The 17222-nt window shown below is 63.2% G+C and carries 16 protein-coding genes; 9 read left to right on the top strand and 7 right to left on the bottom strand.

Going from position 1 to position 17222, the window contains the following annotated elements; all coding sequences use genetic code 11:
• The first annotated feature begins 3 nt into the window (after positions 1 to 3).
• From tssA to BLS51_RS05680, 4 genes are all read left to right on the top strand, one after another.
• Positions 4 to 864: a type VI secretion system protein TssA gene (gene tssA / locus BLS51_RS05695; RefSeq protein ID WP_090176860.1), complete on the top strand. Its 861-nt coding sequence runs from the start codon at positions 4 to 6 to the stop codon at positions 862 to 864.
• A gap of 101 nt (positions 865 to 965) precedes the next feature.
• Positions 966 to 2669, top strand: a complete 1704-nt coding sequence (locus tag BLS51_RS05690) for a methyl-accepting chemotaxis protein (protein WP_090176863.1) — start codon at positions 966 to 968, stop codon at positions 2667 to 2669.
• 21 nt (positions 2670 to 2690) lie between these two features.
• Positions 2691 to 3323, top strand: a complete 633-nt coding sequence (locus BLS51_RS05685; RefSeq protein ID WP_090176866.1) for a tRNA-uridine aminocarboxypropyltransferase — start codon at positions 2691 to 2693, stop codon at positions 3321 to 3323.
• Between the two features lie 52 nt (positions 3324 to 3375).
• The gene (locus BLS51_RS05680; protein ID WP_090176869.1) at positions 3376 to 4092 is read left to right on the top strand and encodes a hypothetical protein; all 717 of its coding nucleotides are present in this window, start codon (positions 3376 to 3378) and stop codon (positions 4090 to 4092) included.
• Here BLS51_RS05680 and BLS51_RS05675 read toward each other — a convergent pair.
• The 3 genes from BLS51_RS05675 to BLS51_RS05665 are packed head-to-tail and all read right to left on the bottom strand — an operon-like array spanning position 4081 to position 9436.
• Entirely contained in the window at positions 4081 to 6993 is a 2913-nt protein-coding gene (locus BLS51_RS05675; protein ID WP_090176874.1) for an Hsp70 family protein, read from the bottom strand. The genes BLS51_RS05680 and BLS51_RS05675 overlap by 12 nt on opposite strands.
• A complete protein-coding gene (locus BLS51_RS05670) occupies positions 6990 to 8834 on the bottom strand; it encodes an Hsp70 family protein (RefSeq protein ID WP_090176877.1) in 1845 nt (614 codons plus the stop codon). The genes BLS51_RS05675 and BLS51_RS05670 overlap by 4 nt, the downstream gene beginning before the upstream one ends.
• Complete coding sequence (locus BLS51_RS05665) at positions 8831 to 9436, bottom strand: DUF2760 domain-containing protein (protein ID WP_090176880.1); 606 nt, start codon at positions 9434 to 9436, stop codon at positions 8831 to 8833. Before BLS51_RS05665 ends, BLS51_RS05670 begins: the two co-directional genes overlap by 4 nt.
• 173 nt (positions 9437 to 9609) lie before the next feature.
• Between BLS51_RS05665 and BLS51_RS05660 the strand changes: the two genes are divergently transcribed.
• The gene (locus BLS51_RS05660) at positions 9610 to 10767 is read left to right on the top strand and encodes a PA0069 family radical SAM protein (RefSeq protein WP_090176884.1); all 1158 of its coding nucleotides are present in this window, start codon (positions 9610 to 9612) and stop codon (positions 10765 to 10767) included.
• Here the strand turns inward: BLS51_RS05660 and BLS51_RS05655 are convergent.
• The 3 genes from BLS51_RS05655 to BLS51_RS05645 all read right to left on the bottom strand — a co-directional run bounded on the left by BLS51_RS05655 (position 10759) and on the right by BLS51_RS05645 (position 12913).
• Positions 10759 to 11328 (bottom strand): gamma-glutamylcyclotransferase, encoded by a 570-nt coding sequence (locus BLS51_RS05655; RefSeq protein ID WP_090180556.1) that lies wholly within the window; start codon positions 11326 to 11328, stop codon positions 10759 to 10761. The two genes, BLS51_RS05660 and BLS51_RS05655, sit on opposite strands and share 9 nt — an antisense overlap.
• Before the next feature lie 45 nt (positions 11329 to 11373).
• Positions 11374 to 11910 (bottom strand): NAD(P)H-dependent oxidoreductase, encoded by a 537-nt coding sequence (locus BLS51_RS05650; RefSeq protein WP_090176887.1) that lies wholly within the window; start codon positions 11908 to 11910, stop codon positions 11374 to 11376.
• Positions 11911 to 11998: 88 nt separating this feature from the next.
• Positions 11999 to 12913 carry a LysR family transcriptional regulator gene (locus tag BLS51_RS05645; protein WP_090176890.1) on the bottom strand — a complete coding sequence of 305 codons (915 nt, stop codon included), beginning with the start codon at positions 12911 to 12913 and terminating at the stop codon, positions 11999 to 12001.
• An 87-nt stretch (positions 12914 to 13000) separates the two neighbouring features.
• Between BLS51_RS05645 and BLS51_RS05640 the strand changes: the two genes are divergently transcribed.
• Genes BLS51_RS05640 through maiA form a run of 3 tightly spaced genes read left to right on the top strand, consistent with a single transcriptional unit; the run spans position 13001 to position 15194 of the window.
• Entirely contained in the window at positions 13001 to 13531 is a 531-nt protein-coding gene (locus BLS51_RS05640; RefSeq protein ID WP_090176893.1) for a VOC family protein, read from the top strand.
• Positions 13528 to 14550: a fumarylacetoacetate hydrolase family protein gene (locus BLS51_RS05635; protein WP_090176896.1), complete on the top strand. Its 1023-nt coding sequence runs from the start codon at positions 13528 to 13530 to the stop codon at positions 14548 to 14550. The genes BLS51_RS05640 and BLS51_RS05635 overlap by 4 nt, the downstream gene beginning before the upstream one ends.
• Positions 14550 to 15194, top strand: a complete 645-nt coding sequence (gene maiA / locus BLS51_RS05630) for a maleylacetoacetate isomerase (protein WP_090176899.1) — start codon at positions 14550 to 14552, stop codon at positions 15192 to 15194. Before BLS51_RS05635 ends, maiA begins: the two co-directional genes overlap by 1 nt.
• Here the strand turns inward: maiA and BLS51_RS05625 are convergent, their stop codons facing one another.
• Positions 15195 to 16265, bottom strand: coding sequence for a S41 family peptidase (locus tag BLS51_RS05625; protein ID WP_090176903.1), 1071 nt, complete (start codon positions 16263 to 16265; stop codon positions 15195 to 15197). It abuts the gene before it with no gap.
• A 117-nt stretch (positions 16266 to 16382) separates the two neighbouring features.
• On the opposite strand from BLS51_RS05625, the gene BLS51_RS05620 reads away from it, so the two are divergent.
• Positions 16383 to 17159 carry a uracil-DNA glycosylase family protein gene (locus BLS51_RS05620; RefSeq protein ID WP_090176906.1) on the top strand — a complete coding sequence of 259 codons (777 nt, stop codon included), beginning with the start codon at positions 16383 to 16385 and terminating at the stop codon, positions 17157 to 17159.
• Positions 17160 to 17222: the final 63 nt, after the last annotated feature.

Here is a 17222-nt window from a genome sequence, read left to right as displayed (position 1 = left end):
GTCATGTTCAACGTTGCGCAGTTGCTGCAACCGGTCAGTGCGGATCGGCCCTGTGGCCAGGACCTGTCGTTCAGCAGCGAGGTGGACGCCATCGCACAGGCGCGTCAGCATGATGATCCAACGCTGGCGCAGGGTGAGTGGACCACGGCGCTGAAAGAAGCCGACTGGCCCTTCGTCGCCAGCCGCTGCGCCGACATGATCGCCACCCGCAGCAAGGACCTGCGTCTGGCCGCATGGCTGGCCGAAGCTTTGGCCCGGACGCAGGGCGTGCGTGGCCTCGGCGACGGCTACGCTGTGCTGGCCGGATTGTGCGAACAATACTGGGCAGATTTGTATCCATTGGTCGATGGGGACGACTACGATCAGCGCATCGGCAACCTGTTCTGGATACTGGCGCGGACGCCGCTGCTGGTGCAGGAATGCGTAGTGCAAAAGCCCTCATTGGACGATGCCGAATACTGCCTGACCGCTTTAATTACGCTGGAACGCGTGGCAGATACGCAACTGGGCGCCGATGGTCCGGGCTTCAATGCCGCGCGTGAAGCGGTACAGTCGTTGGTGCGTGAACTGGCGCCGTATGGTGCTTCCATTAATCTTGCTGAACACGCTGAAAGCACTGTTGGTAACGTTGCCATCGTGTCCCCAGGTCCCTTGCAAAACCGCATCCAGGCGCTGCAACAGCTGCGACTGGTGGCGGACTTTTTCCGACGTACAGAGCCCCACAGCCCGGTCGCCTACCTGGCCGAGCGCGCGGCCAGCTGGGGCGAGATGCCGCTGCATGTCTGGCTGCGCGCCGTCATCAAGGACCCTGCTGCCATCGCCGGCGTGGAGGAGTTGCTGGGGGCCTCGCCAACAGGGGATTAATGCTGCGCCGCAATGCTGAAAGTTTCTTTTATGCTACATATTGAAAGGGATTAGTGCTAGGATGAACTGGACAATCCAGACTTTTAGCTAGGGAGTTAGCTATGAATAATCTCAAGATCGGTACCCGCCTCGGCTTCGGTTTCTCGCTTATTTTGTTACTGTTGGTGGCGATGACTGCGATTGGCATCCTGCGCTTGAGCAGCGCCAGTGCCAAGACGGACGAAATGATTAATGTGAAGGTACGCGACGAGCGCCTGACTGCAGAGTGGGGAAAAATCATTGAGGTCAACGCCGCGCGCACCACCGGCGCATTCATGGTGCGCGAAGCCGCCGATCAGAAAAAGCTCGAAGCTTTGATGGCCGGATCCTCCGGCCGCGCCACCCAGATTCAGGACCAGATCGGCGCCAATCTGGACAACGAAGAACTCAAGCCGCTGTTCAAGAAAGTGCTGGACACACGCAAAGCCTACACTGACTTCCGCAAGTCCGTTTTCACCGCCAAGAATGCCGGTGACCTGGACACCGCCACCAAAATCTACGAAGGCGAAATGACCCAGAGCCGCATCGCCTACCTTGGTGCGCTCAAGAGCTTCGCCGATCGTCAGGCATCTTTGCTGGACGCGGCCGCCGTCGACATTCACCAGCAATATCAGAGCGGCCGCACGCTGCTGGTCATGCTCGGACTGGCCGCGATTGCGTTTGGCGTGATCGCCGCCTGGTGGATCACCCGCACCATCACGCAGCCGATCAACGAAGCGGTGAAGGTGGCGGAGACAGTATCGTCGGGTGACCTGACCAGCGACATCCAGGTCAACAGCAACGATGAAACCGGGCAGCTGATGAACGCGCTGAAGACCATGAACAGCAATCTGGTGAGCATCGTCGGCCAGGTGCGCAATGGCACGGAACTGATCGCCACGGCGTCCACCGAGATCGCTGCCGGCAACCAGGACCTGTCGTCGCGTACCGAGGAACAAGCCAGCTCGCTGGAAGAAACCGCATCGTCGATGGAGGAATTGACGTCCACCGTGCGCTTCAATGCGGAGAACGCCCGCCAGGCCAACGAACTGGCGATCAGCGCGTCGGAGATCGCCAGCCGTGGCGGCTCGGTGGTGGGCGAGGTGGTCAACACCATGGGTTCGATCAACGATTCGTCGCGCAAGATCGTCGACATCATTTCGGTCATCGACGGCATCGCCTTCCAGACCAATATCCTGGCGCTGAATGCGGCGGTGGAGGCGGCGCGTGCCGGTGAACAGGGGCGTGGCTTTGCCGTGGTGGCGTCGGAGGTGCGCAATCTGGCGCAGCGTTCCGCCTCGGCCGCCAAGGACATCAAGGGCCTGATCGACGACTCGGTGCAGAAAGTGCAGATCGGCTCCGAGCTGGTGGACAAGGCAGGTCAGACGATGGAAGAAATCGTCCAGAGCATCAGCCGCGTCACGCAGATCATGACGCAGATCAGCAATGCCAGCGAAGAGCAAAGCCAGGGCATCGCCCAGGTCAATGATGCGATCACGCAGATGGACCAGGTAACGCAGCAGAATGCGGCGCTGGTTGAAGAGGCGGCTGCTGCTGCGGAATCGATGCAAGAGCAGTCGGCCAAGCTGGCGGACGTGGTCAGCGTGTTCAAGCTGGATGCCGCGTACTCGACGCCAGCCCTTCCGCGCGCACCGGCCAAGGCTGCGGCCCTGCCGCGCCGTACCGCCGCAGTGGCGGCGCCCAAGCCCGCATCGGCTCCCGCGCCGGCGGCTCAAGAGAAGCGCAAGCCAGTCACCACGAATGAAGGCGACTGGGAAGAATTCTAAGCCGCTGTAAAATGGCGGTCTATGAATACCGCCAGCACCACCGAGCCGAAAGCGCGGCGCGCCCTATGCGCCGCGTGCCTGCGCCCGCAGCAGACCTGCATCTGCCGTTGGGTGACAGCGCTGCCGAATCAGGTTGAAGTCCTGATTCTTCAACATCCAATGGAAGTCAGCAATGCCAAGGGCAGTGCGCGTTTGCTGCATCTAAGCCTGGCCAACAGCCGGCTGGAAGTCGGCGAAACGTTCGATCCGCTACAACTGCAGGCCATGCTGTCTCCCGCTCGGCGCAACCTGCTGCTCTATCCGGATACCGAAGATGCGTCGCTAAGCCTGGCCAGGCCGCAGCCGTTCGATCCTGCGTGGCTGCGGGAACCATTGCGCCTGGTAGTGTTGGACGGCACCTGGCGCAAGAGCCGCAAGATGCTGTATCTGAATCCGCTGCTGCAAGCCTTGCCGCGCATGCCCTTGCGTGACACGCCACCATCGCACTACCTGATCCGCAAGGCGCACCTGCCGGATCAGCTGTCGACGCTGGAGGCCACCGCCTACGCGCTGGCACAAGTTGAAAACGCTGAGAACAAATACGATCCGCTGATCGACGCCTTCGATGGTTTCGTTGCGCAGCAGGCCAGCTATGTGACTATTCGCGAGAATTGACAGGACGTCATCGTTTAAAATGCTGTTTGGCAATATTTTAAGAATATGTGACGTGAAAAAACTGCTGTGCTTCCTTCCCTTCTTCCTCGCTGCGTGCGCGTCTGCGCCGCAGCAATCGTCTGATAACCTGATTTCGCCGGAATTCAAGGCGCCTGCGCCGGGTGCGCTGATCGTACTGTTGCCGCCGCAAGCCGAAGGCGCGGAGTTGAAGGAAGGCGTTGATTCCTTGCTGGTCCAGCTGCATCGTCAATTGAAGGCAGCTGGTTACAAGGTGGCCGGGATTGCACGGTCCAACTACGAAACCATTTGGGCGCAGGAAGTGGACGCGGTGGGTGGTGTCTACGATACGGTGACCGGCAAGCGCCGGCACGACGCTTATTTCCAGGCGCGTGCACATCTGGTGCAGCGGGTGGGAGACGACACGCAGGCAGCGCTCGTGATCGAGCCTCGCCTGCTGCTGCGCAAAGCCACGCTGTCCGGCGCCACCGTACAGTGGGATGGCCAGCAGCGCCGCGTACTGATGTCGAATAGTGCGGGTCGCGAGTATCGCAGCGATGGCACGACCGTGGCGATGTCGGTTAATCTGAATGTGTTTGCCGCCAGCGGCGAGCCGGTGGCAATGACCTATGGCGGCGCTTCGCTGGTGTATTCAGTGAACATCCAGGCGGCCAAGCACGAAGTGCGCTCCGATATTTTTGCGAATGACAAGGAGCTGGCCCAAGGCGTGGCGCTGTCTTTGTCACCGCTGTTCAAACCATCAGCTCAATAGTTTGAGGCCGGGCGGCAGCGCGTCGCCCAGCATGCGTTTTTCATCGGCTTGGTCGAGCTGTACCACTTCCCGCACCATGGCGCTCCAGTTGGCGGGAGCGCCGACGCCATGTAGGCGGCGCAGCACTTCGGCGCGCAAGGTGTCGTTGATGTCGCGTGAGCGATCACCGGTCATGCGCGCCAGGTGGGCGGCGGCGAAGCCAGCCGGTTCGGTTTTTTTCCAGTCCAGTTTCAGCACTTGGTCCAGCCATTGTTCGACGATGGCGGTGTCCACCACGTCATGCGCGCTGCCGTGGAAAGGCTGGCGCGCGCCGACACGGCTCAAGCCCCACAGGAAGCGGCCTTGCGTTGCTTCCGCTTTGGCCAGGTCGCCCGCACCGCTGCGGGTTTTGTTGGCGGTGGCTTTGGCTGCAGCCTTGCCGGCCTTCTGCAGCTGGTCCAGCATCCACGCGCCGATTTCTGCCTTGTAGTTGCCGGGAATGCGTTCCAGCGATGCGCCCAGGCGCAGCATGTCTTCCTCGCTGCCGTTCACCAGCGTGACCGGACGGCGGCCTCGCTCCGCTGCATCGGCCTGCACGTTGAAGGCAAAATCATCCAGCACACGCAATTGCGCGTCCACGCTCAAGCCGCCGGAGACACGGCGCCACAGCGTCCACCATTCGGCGCAGGTCTGGCTGTCCTTGTGGTTTTGCACGCCGCTGTCGAACAGCGCCCACAGTTGTTCGATGCGCCACTCGTCCAGCGTGTGACCGAAGCCTGGACGCAGGCAATAGCCGCTGAGGTTGAGCCACGCGCGTTCGTGCTCGGACGAGCGGCGACGGCCTTTGGCGCGCTGCATCAGCGCGTCGAACAGGTGGCGCAGCAGCGGTGTGATCCAGCTTTCGCGGCTGCCCAGCAGGTGTTCGAGCTGGACGCGCAGTTGCTTGACTTCCTTGAGGTCGACCTGCTGCGCGCGGCTGCCGAAGATGCGGTCGATCTTTTCGATGGCGGCGGCGAGGCCGGCCGGCATTGGCGCTTCGTCAGGTACGCTGGCTTCCGGCGTTGTTTCGCCGCGCAGCTGGAATTCGAGCAGCCAGCGTTGCTTGTCTTCCTTGGCCACGCAATGCACTTCCAGCGTGCCGACTTCGCTGAGCATCGCGGCCAGTTGCACCGGGATTTCCTTGCGGGCGTCGGCGGCGCTGCTGTCGCGCAGGACGGTGGCGATCGGCGGCAGCTGGATGTATTCGTCCGGCTGCAACTCGATCACGTGGCCGGCTCGTGGCGCGTCCGACGTCGAGGAGGCGAGGTGGAAGCGCACCGGTCGGCCGAGGCGCAGCGCGAAGGTGCGGTCGGCCAGCAGGAGTTCGCGGTTTTCGGCGGCGCCGCGCGGCAGGATGCAGATGGCCCGGCGCGGCTTGTCGCTTGGGCCGGCGTCGTCCAGCAGCAGGAAGTAGCTGCGCGCGGAACCGCCGCCGATGACTGGCGCCTGGCCGGACTGGCCCAGCGCGTAGGCGACGCCACCGCGTGCGACGGCGACGTCGGGATTATCGTTGTGCAGGACGCGCAGCGGTTGCTGGCGCCACCCTGCCAGCGTGGCTTCCAGGCGGCGTGCCAGGGCGTCGGCGCGGAACACGCCGCCATTGAGCAGCAGCGTATCCGGAATCGGGATAGTGGTGCTGTCGGCCGGCAGGTCCAGCGCTTCGCGCGTGGCGGCGGCATGCTGGCGCAGGAAGTCTGCAAGGTGACGTGTGATGGCGGCATCGGCGGCGTAAGGCAGCCCGAATTCGACGATGGCGCCGCGTCCACGCTTGGCCGGGGATTGTGTTTCGTTGAGCGGGAAGAAGCCGTCCACCACCAGCGCGGAGACTTCATCGCGTGTCAGTTCGGCCGATCGTGAGCCTCCGATCAGTTTCGAGCCGGTGCCCAGCAATGTGACGGTGGTGCGTTGCGGCGCATCAGCCGCCAGCAGCAGTTCCTTCGCCGCCCGGCAGCGCTCCGCCAGTTGCGACAGGCGGCTAGCCGACAGCTTCGCTTGCGGCGGGGAGGCTACCCGCGCTTCTTCGCCCGCCGCCGAATGGCTGCCCGTTGGCGTGTCGCCGCGCGGCGCTCCACCGGTGAGTCGCGCTTCGACCAGGTGGGCGAGGGCGAGGTCCATATTGTCGCCGCCGAGGATCAGATGGTTGCCGACGCCGATGCGGCTGATGGCCGGCTGGCCGCCTGCGCTGGCGTCCACCTTCATCAAGCTGAAGTCCGTGGTGCCACCGCCGACATCGCACACCAGTACCAGCCGCGTTTCCGCCAACTCCTCGGCCAGCGCGGCGCGCTGGCGGAACAGCCAATCGTAGAACGCCGCCTGCGGCTCCTCCAGCAAGCGCAACGACGGCAGCCCCGCCATGCGCGCCGCTTCCAGCGTCAGGGCACGCGCGCCTTCGTCAAACGATGCGGGAATGGTCAGCACAATCTGCTGCTGATGCAGCGGATGCGCCGGAAAGCGCGCATCCCAGGCGCTGCGCAAATGCGCCAGGTATGATGCGCTGGCCGCCACCGGCGATACCTTGGCCACATCGGCCTCCGCACCCCACGGCAGGATCGGCGCCATGCGGTCCACCTGCGGATGCGAGAGCCAGCTCTTGGCGCTGGCCACCAGCCGCCCCGGCACCTGCGCGCCAAGCTTGCGTGCCAGCTGGCCGATCACCACCTGCGCCGCATCCTGCTGCGGCCATGGCAGTTGCAGTTCGCCCGCCGCCAGCTCGCCATCCGCAGGGTGATAGCGCAAGGACGGTAGCAACGCCGCAGCACCAACCTCGCCGGGCGCGGTCAGCTGATCGATGTCGAACAACTGGATCTGCGCGCTACCGGCTTCTGCAAAGGCCATCACCGTGTTGGTGGTGCCCAGGTCGATGCTGACGACGTATTTACTCATGCTGTGCGGACGTCAAACTCCACTTTCCAGCGCTGGCCATCGTTGGCCACTGCGGCCAGTTCCAGCGTGCCGGATTCGGTCGCCATCGCATGCAGGCGTACCTGCACCACATCGCCAGCCTGACGGCCTTCCGGCGACAGGTTGGCCTGGATCTCGTTCATCTCGATCAGCTCATCCGCGCCCCAGAAGTCCAGCAAATCGCCAATCTGGTCCTGACGGCGTACCGAGGAACCAAAGAAACGGAACTGCACCGGCTCACCGACCACCAGGCCAAACTCCTGGTTCGGCAGTTCAATTTCGCTGCCTTCCTCCATGCCGAACGGCGCCACGCACAGCGCCTGGATCGGCGGTTCCATGCCGGGGATCGCCGGCATTGCCGATTCGATCGCCACGTAGTACGAACGCGCCGTGCCGCCGCGAATGCGCACGCCGCTGCCGCGACGCACATAGCTGTAGTAAGCGGCACCGCGCGCCACCGCCAGATCCAGATCGGCGCCGCCCAGCATGCGCGCAGGTTCCGCGCCTTCCATGTACAGCCAGTCGTTGATGGTGCCCATGATGCGTTGCGCCAGCAGGTCCGACTTGAATACGCCGCCGTTGAACAGCACTGCGGTCGGATGCAGGAACGTCGCCTCCGCGCTTTGCTTGCCGGCGTAGCCTTCCAGTTCTGCCGTGGCGCCGAGCTGGCGTGCCAGGAACGCGGCCAGATGGCGCGTGACGCCGGCATCCTGCGCATACGGCAGGCCAAGCTGCGTCAGGCCCGCGCGGGTGCGCACTGCCGGCCGTGCCGAGGCTTCCACTTTCGGGAAGAAGCCGTCGAGGATGAAGGTCGATACTTCATCGCGAGTCAACTCGGTGCGGATCGAACCGCCGATCAGCTTCGAGCCGCGGCTGGGCACGACAATAGGCCAGGTGGCGACGCTGGCATCGGCCAGCAGCTTTTCCTTTGCGCTGCGGCAGCCGTAGGTCAGCGCACGCATTTGCCAGGCATCCAGCTGCGTGCCGTTGACGGCCAGCTTGCGCGCCACCAGGTGCGCCAGTGCCAAGTCCATATTGTCGCCGCCGAGCAGAATGTGGTCGCCGACCGCGATGCGATGCGGCTCCAGCACGCCATCGCGTTCCAGCACGGCGATCAGCGAAAAGTCGCTGGTACCACCGCCGACGTCCACCACCAGGATGATGTCACCCGGTTTGACTTCCTTGCGCCAGCGGCCTTCGCTGCCCTGGATCCAGCTATACAGCGCGGCTTGCGGTTCTTCGAGCAGTGTCAGATTGGTATAGCCGGCGGCGCGCGCCGCTTCGGCGGTCAGTTCACGCGCGCCCGGATCGAAGGAGGCAGGAATCGTCACCGTCACGGCCTGTTCGCCGAACGGCGCGTCAGGGTGCGCCTGTTCCCACGCCTTGCGCAAGTGGCTCAGGTAACGGGTGGATGCTTCCAGCGGCGACACGCGCGCGACTTCTTCCGGCGCGTCGTTTGGCAGCAGCGCCGAGCGGCGGTCAACGCCTGGATGGCTCAACCAGCTCTTGGCGCTCGACACCAGCCGGATCGGCGTGGTGGCGCCACGGCTGCGCGCCATCTCGCCGGCCACGCCGGCTTGCTCTTCAGCGCTTTGCTGCCATGGCAGGTTGTTCTCGCCCGGCGCCAGTTCGTCGGCGTGCGGCAGGTAGAGGAAGGACGGCAGCAGCGGCAGTTCTTCGATGGTGCCCGGTGCGGTCAATTGCGGAATCGCCAGCACGCCGTGCTGGGTTTTCTCGCCTTCGCTGGCTTGCAGGTTCACATACGACAGCGCGCTGTGCGTGGTGCCCAGGTCGATGCCGATGGCGTAACGCGGATCGCTCACAGTTCCACCTCCGCCGGCGACAGGATGGCCGCGTCATGCGCTTCCGCCAGCTTCGGCAGGCGCACTTCGGCCGAACGCCAGCCGCGATGGCTCAGCGTGCCCTTGAACGGTGCCTTGCCGACCACATTGCCGGTCAGGCGCACGGCGGCGGCGTCGAAGCCTTCCGCCAGTTCGACGCGGCTGCCTTCCGCTTCGCTGCGGATCGGCTGGATAGTGAAGTGTTCCTTCAGCACCTTGGCACAGCCTTCATGCACCACGCGCGCGGCAGCGCCGATGTCGGCGTCGGAATAGGCGCTCAGGTTTTCCTGGGTGAAGTCGATCAGGCGGGCTTCGCGCTGCAACAGCGACAGCAGTTGCAGGGCGGCGTCCGGCGTGGCGACGCGCAGGGTGACCGGGGCCGGTGCAGGCGCAGGCGCAGGTGCCGGTGCTGGTGCTGGTGCTGGTGCCGGCGGCGCCACTGGTGCGGCGGCTGGTTGTGGCGCATCGTCGATGCGCGTCAGGCGCGCTGCGTATTCAGCATCGGACAGGGCGCGGAAAAAGGCGCCGATCGCGATCGAAATCCGGCTGAAGAAAGACGGCAGAGGTTGGCTCGAATGGTTCATATTATTACTCACTGTAAGGTTGCCGAACGCTGCGCCGGGCGCGCGCTGGGGCGAAGCCCGGCATGATACCAGCTTGCCCCAGCGCTCCCCAAGACTGCAAGCGGATTTCCCTTGATATGGCGGCGCACAGCGCCTAGAATACTGTATATGTATACAGTATTTCGAGCGATGCCATGTCCCATGACGAAAACAACCAGGAACACGTGATGCTTCCGCCGCCTTCGCTGAAGGCGCAAAAGGGACGTGGCGCCGTGTCGAATATGCAAGGCCGCTACGAGCTGAACGCGCGCGAGGCTTACGACGACGGCTGGGAACGCGAGGAAGAAGAGGTCAAGCCATGGAAAACGCATGTCACCGAGGAACTCTGCAAATCCATCCTCAGCCGCAATGCTTCACCGGATTTGCCGTTCAGCGTATCGCTGAATCCGTATCGCGGCTGCGAGCATGGCTGTATCTATTGCTTTGCGCGGCCTACACACAGCTATCTCGGACTGTCGCCAGGCATGGACTTCGAGAGCAAGATTTTCGCCAAGGTCAACGCGCCGGAAGTGTTGCGGCGCGAGCTGGCCAAGCCCAGCTACCAGCCGGAGTCGATCGCGCTGGGCGTCAACACGGACGCCTACCAGCCCTGCGAGCGCGAGTACAAGCTTACCCGCCGCGTGCTGGAAGTGCTGCAGGAATGCCAGCATCCGGTGGGACTTATCACGAAGAATTCGCTGATCGAGCGCGACATCGACATTCTGGCGCCGATGGCGGCCAGGCGGCAGGCTGGCGTCGCCATCACGCTGACCACGCTGGACCCGGCCATCGCCCGCACGCTGGAGCCGCGCGCGGCAGCCCCCGCGCGCCGCCTGCGCACCATTCGCACGCTGACGGACGCGGGCATTCCGGTGGCCGTCAGCATCGCCCCCATCATTCCTTTCATCACCGAGCCGGACATCGAGCGGATACTGGAGGCGGTCAAGGAAGCGGGCGCCGTCAGCGTGCACTACACGGTGCTGCGGCTGCCGTGGGAAGTGGCGCCGCTGTTCAAGGAGTGGCTGCAGGCGCACTTTCCCGAGCGGGCGCAGCGTGTGATGAACCGTGTGCGGGAAATGCGCGGCGGCAAAGACTACGACAGCAATTTCGACACGCGCATGAAAGGCGAGGGCGTTTGGGCCGAGTTGATACGCCAGCGCGTCAAGATCGCTTCGGAGCGGTTGGGGTTGACCGGGCAAGGCAGTCGCTTTCACCGCATGGACGCCTCGCAGTTCACGCGGCCGCTGGTGGTGCCGCCACTCGGCGCACGCGCCAAGGCGGCAGCCGACGCGGGGCAGATGGATTTATTCTGATTGCAGCGCAGCCAGGTGGCGCTGTATCTCGAACACGTGCTGGTCGTGGCGGCCGAGTTCGCGCAGGGCGTTGGCCAGGTGATTGAGGTAGTCGCTGTTCGGGCCGCTGGGGCCGGTTGAACGGGCGATGTGCGCGGCGATGTCCTGTTCGGATGCGGCGCCGAGGAAGGCGGTGTTGTCCGGCGTGGCAATGTAAACCAGGCCTTCGATATCGCCGCCATCCTCAAAAGCCATCGGGATGGAAAGTCGCAGGTAGCCGTTTTTTTCGCGGTGGTCGAGGTGGGCAAATACTTCGGGGGTAATCAGGTAGGCCATGCCGTGGCAGATGGCGCCAGCTTCCTCGATCAGCGTGACAACGCGGCCTGGTGCTTCCGGCGTGCCGCGATGGTCGTGTGAGCCCTGCCAGAAACGCCGCGTCCAGCCGTGGATGCTGGCCGGGCGGCGTTGCAGGTAGGGGAAGTCCGCCTTGTAGATCAAGGAGCCGTAGCCAAACAGCCAGACGCTGTGATGGCCGTCAAACTTGTCCATCAGTTGATTGATGGCGATGGTGTTTGCAGTCATGCCGCCATTATAAAACAGCGGTAGCGCTAACATCATGCGACACTTTTAATGTGGCAGGTCGGCCAGCTTTCGTACCAGGTGCAGGCGATCGACGCCCATGAAGTTGAAAGCCGCCTTCAGCTGTTGTTCGTGATTGCTCAACAGCTCGCCATGGGATTCCTGGCCCATGACGGTACAGCCGGAAGTGACCAACAGCAGTTGCAGGTCAAGGCGCTGCTGGCTGACGGCCTGGAGTTCCAGCAGGCGATCCATCCACGCCTTCAGCGTTGATGGAATCGAGAAATTATGCATCGGGGCGCCGAGCACGACTACGTCGGCTTCCTTGAATTCCTGCAGCAGCGAAGCGCTTTGCAAAGCTTCGGCGCGCAGTTCGGCGTTCATCGGAATATCGGCATCCCAGCGCTGGCTGATGACTTGCAGCAGCGGGCCGCTGGCGTGGGAAAGCGGGGAGGCTGCAAGGTCGCGGTAGAGTACGGTCGCCTGGTCGTCAGCTGTGGTCAGTGCCGCAATAGCCGCAGAGGTAATCTGGCGGGAAGTCGAGTTGTCGCCCAAGGCGCAGGAATCTATGTGCAAAATGTTCATCAATGAAGCATACACAAACCGAAACCGCTTCCACAATGGATTTATGGCAACTAGCTTTTCCCAATTGAAATAAATTGTAAGAGCGCGCTCAGGCTGTTGGCACGTTCCACTCGTGCGCGCCGACGAAATCGTGCAGAAAAGTTACAAAACTTTCCGTCGCTGGCGACAGGGCGCGGGCGCTGCGCGTGTAGATGAAGAAACGCCGCGTCAGCGCCGGTGCCGCCAGGGGCCGCATTTTCAGGCCGTACAGCTGCACCATCTTCTCGGCGTAAGGCAGACAGACGGTGATGCCCTGGCGTGCGTGCACCATCGCCAGTGCAGTGGTCATGAAGGTCACTTCGTTGTGCGGGCTGAGTGAAAGTTCCCTGACGGAAACGTGAACGTCACGCAACAGGCGCTCGGTGAACTGGCCTTGCAGTGAAATGAAAGGATAGCGGTTGACATCGCTCCAGGTGATGCGCTTGCGCTGGTCCAGTTCGTGGCCTGGCGGGTAGACCACGACAAAGGGCATTTCGAACAGCGGCTGCGCCGCGATCTCGGCGCTGGTATCGCGTTCCGGCCCGATGCCGAAGTCGACTTCGCCGCTGAACACGCGCGCCGATACCTGTTCCAGCGGACAATCGGTCAGCCGGACCTGCACGTCGGGATAGCGCTCGCGGTAGGCGGCGATCACTTCCGGCACCATGGTGCAGGACAGCATCTGCGGCGCGGCAACCCGTACCGAACCCTGCTTCAAGGCCTTGCGGCTGGCGATGTCGGCCATGGCGCGGTCGAGGTCGTGCAGCATCTTGTCGAACAGTGGATAGAGTTCGCGGCCCAGTTCGGAGAGCTGGGTTTTGCGCGTGGTACGCTCGACCACCCGCATGCCCAGCAGTTGTTCCAGTTCCTTGATCTGGCCGCTCAGCGCTGACTGCGTCACGCTCAGATGATCGGCCGCCAGCGTAAAGCTGCCGGTCTTGGCCAGCGCCACGAGGGCGCGCATTTGCCGCAGGCTGGGATTCATGGGGAATTCTGATAAATGATGAGGTAAATACGATTTGCATGATATCTGAATCTGACATCTAATGCCGCTATCAAGAAGGAGACATCCATGAAAATCAAGCAAATACACCACGTCGCCTACCGCTGCAAAGACGCCAAAGAAACCGTCGAGTGGTACGTCAAGCACCTGAACATGGACTTCGTGCTGGCGATTGCCGAAAACGAAGTGCCATCGACCAAGGCGCCGGACCCGTATATGCACGTGTTCCTGGATGCAGGCAACGGCAATGTGCTGGCGTTCTTCGAGCTGCCGACGCAGCCGGACATGGGCCGCGACCAGAACACGCCGGCCTGGGTGCAGCACCTGGCGATGGAAGTAGCCAGCATGGACGAACTGCTGGCCGCCAAGGAGCGCCTGATCGCCGCCGGCATTGATGTAATTGGTCCTGTCAATCACACCATCTTCAAGTCGATCTACTTCTTCGATCCGAACGGTCACCGGCTGGAGCTGGCCTGCAACATCGGCACGCCGGAAATGATGCAGAAGCTGGACGAGGTCAAATGGGCGATGCTGGAAGAGTGGTCACAGACAAAGAAAGCACCGAAGCACGCGGCATGGATGCACGGAGGTGAGGCGTGAAGCTGGCGACTCTGAAAGATGGCAGCCGCGACGGCCGCCTGGTGGTGGTCAGCCGCGACTTGGCGCGCTACCAGCTGGTGCCGAAGATTGCCGCCACCTTGCAGCATGCGCTGGACAACTGGGAACATGTCGAGCCGCGCCTGAAGCAAGTCTACGCCACGCTGAACGCAGGCGAATCCGTCGACGCCCAGCCGTTCGAGCAACAGCATTGCCATTCGCCGCTGCCGCGCGCCTACCAGTGGGCGGATGGCTCGGCCTATATCAACCACGTTGAACTGGTGCGCAAGGCGCGTAATGCCGAGGTGCCGGCGTCGTTCTACACCGATCCGCTGATGTATCAGGGCGGCTCAGACAATTTCGTCGGCCCGCGCGATGCGATTTACGCGCTGTCGGAAGAGTGGGGCATCGACCTGGAGGCGGAGGTGGCGGTCATCACCGGTGATGTGCGCATGGGCGCCACGCCGGAAGACGCTGGCAAGGCGATCCGCCTGGTGATGCTGGTCAACGACGTCTCGCTGCGCAACCTGATTCCGAATGAGCTGGCGAAAGGCTTCGGCTTCTTCCAGTCCAAGCCGGCAAGCGCCTTTTCGCCGGTGGCGGTAACGCCGGACGAGCTAGGCGCGCACTGGACGGAACACAAGCTGCACCTGCCGCTGTTGGTGGACCTGAACCAGCAGCCGTTCGGCAAGCCGAATGCCGGCGAGGACATGACCTTCAGTTTCGCCCAGCTGGTAGCGCATGCGGCGGCCACGCGCGAGCTGGCAGCCGGCACCATTATCGGCTCCGGGACGGTGTCGAACAAGCAGGGTGGCCTGCACGGATCGAGCATCGCCAATGGCGGCGTCGGCTACTGCTGCCTGGCGGAAGTGCGCATGTACGAAACCATCGAGACTGGCAAGCCGCAAACGCCGTTCCTCAAATTCGGCGATAGCGTGCGCATCGAAATGAAAGACGAGCGGGGCGCCAGCATTTTCGGCGCCATCGAACAGACCGTCACGCACTACGGGGAGCGCCGCTGATGAAGCTCTACACGTATTTCCGCAGCTCCGCCGCTTACCGCGTGCGGATCGCGCTCAACCTCAAGGGCATCCCCTACGATGCCGTGCCGGTGCACCTGCTGCGCAACGGCGGCGAGCAGCTGGGTGACGCCTACCGCGCCGTCAATCCGGCCGCGCTGCTGCCGGCGCTGGAGGATGACGGCAACGTCATCGGCCAGTCGCTGGCCATCATGGAATATCTGGAGGAGACGCATCCGCAAACGCCGTTACTGCCCGCCACGCCGGCAGAACGCGCCCGCGTACGTGAGCTGGCACTGACGGTTGCCGCCGACACGCACCCGCTGGGCAACCTGCGCGTGCTGAAATACCTGACGGGGACAATAGGCGTCACGGAAGACATCAAGCTGGGCTGGCAGCAGCACTGGCTGCGCACCGGCCTGTCAGGCCTCGAAAGCCTGCTGGCCAACGACGCACACACCGGCCGCTACAGCCACGGCGATAAACCGACGCTGGCCGACTGCTGCCTGGTGCCACAAGTCTTTGGTGCTCAGCGTTTCGGCGTCGACATGACGCCATATCCGACCATCATGCGCATCCATGCTGCCTGCAACGAATTGCCCGCTTTTCAGCTGGCCCATCCATCCCGGCAGCCGGACGCGGAATAATCAGGGCTGCGCCTCGGCCGGCGTTGCAGCGCTGATGCGGATGGCTGCCTGCGCCATTCCCAGCGCGGTATCCAGTGCGGCGGCCGGATCGACCATGCGGTCTGGCTGCACGCCGCCGCCTTCCCAGTTGTAGCGGGTGAGAACGTTGCTGGCGCGCGAGATCGCGACAGATGTCTGCAACTGGCGCGAGATGCGCTGCTTGCTGCCGACACGCGCATCGCCCAGCGTCGGCGCGCCGATCACCAGCGCGCGCTGGCCACTTTTGCCACTGGCGATGGCGCGGCGCATATACTGCTGGAGGTCGTAGGCAAAGGCTTCGGCCGCGCCGCTGGTGCGATTGCTCACCAGCAGGTACAGCGGCTTGACGCCACCGAAACGCTTGCCGGACACATTCGCGTAAGTCCAGTATTCCGCCACCACGCGACCGGAACGGTCGATCTGGTCATGCAGGTGGATTTGCGCGTCCTTGAAAATGATGCTGCGCTGGTCGACCAGCAGGTAACTGGACAGCAGCGCTACCATCTCCTGGCTGTCGCCACCGGCGTCGCGCAAGTCGATGATCAGCGCCGAACTGTCGGCCGCCTTATCCATCAGACGCGCGGCGGTATCCAGCGCGCCACGGTCCAGCGGCGCGAAGCGGGTGATTTTCAGGTAGCCGATATTGTTGTCCAGCAGGTCGAACTTGCGCAGTCCGTAGTTGTCGGCGGCTGGCGCTGGCGCTGGCGGACGCTGGCGCTCGTCGCCGAGATCGTAAGGCACGAATTCCAGATAGGTGTGGCGGTCCGGTGCAATCGCCGCCACGTCAGCGGTGACGCGGGCGGCCAATGCACGCGCCGTCAACTGGCTATCGTATTCGCCGCGCGCCAGGCGCTTGCGCAAGTCATCTGCCGCCGCCTTGGCGCGTGGCCCGTCGACGTGCAGTTCGGTCAGCCGGTGCGCAAACTCGTTGATGACGTGGGCGCGCGTGGGCGCATCAAGCGCCTCGTCCAGCACCGGCGGAGCGGAGGTTTGTGCACCGGCGCCCAGCGACATCATCAGCGCGGCAGCAGCTACCCAAGGTTTGCGACCCATTTATTCCCCAAAATCAGACATGTATTCGAAAATTATCTTAACACTTTCCCATCGGAAAATGCCGCTGGCGGTCCCGGCGCGTTACAATCTCACCTTTCCCCAAAAGCAATTCCCTTCATGACGATACCGACCACCATCCTGGCGGCGCTCGACCGCGCCGATGTTTCCTGGCGCCCGCTGTTAATCCAGGGGCTGGAAGCCGTGATGGCGGCAACGCCGGATTACCTGCCGCAACTGGCCCAGGATCAGTACCTGCCGACGGAGCAGCGTCTGTTTGCGGCATTCGCACTGCCGCTCAATAAGGTGAAGTATGTACTGGTAGGCGAGGGACCATATCCGCGAGCAGAGAGCGCCACGGGCGTCTGTTTCATGGATGGGGCGGTTGGCAGCCTGTGGTCGTCCGAGGTGGGCGGCGGCCTGTCGAAGCCGGTCAACAAGGCGACTTCGCTGCGCAACTTCATGAAGATGCTGCTGGTGGCTGATGGTCAGTTGCAACTGGAGAATACCGCCGGCGAGGCGATGGCGGCGGTATCGGCCCAGGCGCGCAGCGGCGCCGGCAGCCACATCCTGACGCTGGCCGACATGCAGGACAAGCTGACCGCCGAGGGCTTCCTGCTGCTGAACGCCTCGCTGGTGTTCCGCAGCCACGTCGCCCCGGCCAAGGATGCCAAAGCCTGGCTGCCGTTCTTCGAGACGGTGATGGCCGGACTGGCCGCGCAGGCTGACCAGGTGCCGACGATGGTGCTGTGGGGGAAAATCGCCGAACTGCTGAGCAAGTTGCCTGTGATGAAAGATTTTCCGCAGATCGCTGCCGAGCACCCATACAACCTCAGTTTTATTGGCAACAAGGACATGCATCAGCTGTTCCAGCCGATGCAATTGCTCAAGGGCTGAAAAGTAGGGCGACCAGCAAGCTTTATTAAAGTTTGGTATACTTGACTAATTCGATCAACTACT

Source organism: Duganella sp. OV510 (assembly GCF_900100205.1).
Taxonomy (GTDB): domain Bacteria; phylum Pseudomonadota; class Gammaproteobacteria; order Burkholderiales; family Burkholderiaceae_D; genus Rugamonas.
The sequence above is the reverse complement of the archived record's forward strand: the minus strand, read 5'-3'. Positions and strand labels throughout refer to the sequence as shown.